We start from the raw sequence: 961 nt of genomic DNA, 5'->3' as shown, positions 1-961 counted from the left end.
TCGCACAGATGATTAGAAGTTAGCTAATAATACATAGTATAATTTACAAACCAGCTATTTAAATAGCTGGTTTTTATATTTTTATAAGTCATCTAAAGGGCTGGTGGTACCAGCAAAGTGTTGACCAATGACGTGAGTATATATCTGAGTAGTTGATATGTCATTGTGGCCTAGTAGTTCTTGAATTGTTCTTATATCTCGACCATTTTTTAATAAATGTGTCGCAAAGGAATGACGAAATGTATGACAATTCACCTTTTTATGAATATTTGCTTTACGAACAGCGGGTTGTAGTGCTTTTCTAATACAGCTGTCATGTAAATGGTGACGACATAATTCACCTGTTTCCGGATGTGCACATAAATTATATGAAGGAAAAACAAACATCCAACCTGGGTCTTTAAATGCATTGGGGTATTTTCGTGATAGCGCATATGGAAATGAAGGACCACAGCCAAGTTCATTATCTATCTGCTGAATTTTTAGCGCTTTAGTTACCATTTCTTGTAAAGGCTTAACCGATGTTTGTGCAAGCATTGTTTGCCTGTCTTTATTTGCTTTACCGTCTCTGACTATGATTGAAAGGTTATGAAAATTAATGTCTTGAACTCTTAATCTCAAACATTCATTGACACGTAAACCACTACCAAAAAGTAACGCAACAACAGTTTTTGCATATCCTGACATGTGAGATAATATTTCTGATACTTCCTTATCATCAAGTACAACGGGTAAATGCCTTTGTTTTGTCGCTAAAGTAAATCCTAAATCACCTAAATTTATTTTCAAACATTTAGCATATAAAAAAATAAGTGAATTCAGCGCCGATTTTTGAGTGTTTTTAGCTACATTTTGAGAGCTAGCTAACCATGATAAATAGCCTTTAACTTCTTCCTTACCCATATCTAACGGATGGCGTTTATTATTGAATAAGATATATTGTTTTATCCAATATAAATAA

General features: G+C 33.5%; 1 protein-coding gene. It reads right to left on the bottom strand.

Annotated elements, in window-relative coordinates:
• Positions 1-81 precede the first annotated feature (81 nt).
• A partial coding sequence (locus tag CJF42_RS22600; RefSeq protein ID WP_141235633.1) for an integron integrase occupies positions 82-961 on the bottom strand: 880 nt, incomplete at its 5' end.

It is taken from the genome of Pseudoalteromonas sp. NBT06-2 (assembly GCF_002276045.1).
Taxonomy (GTDB): domain Bacteria; phylum Pseudomonadota; class Gammaproteobacteria; order Enterobacterales; family Alteromonadaceae; genus Pseudoalteromonas.
The sequence above is the reverse complement of the archived record's forward strand: the minus strand, read 5'-3'. Positions and strand labels throughout refer to the sequence as shown.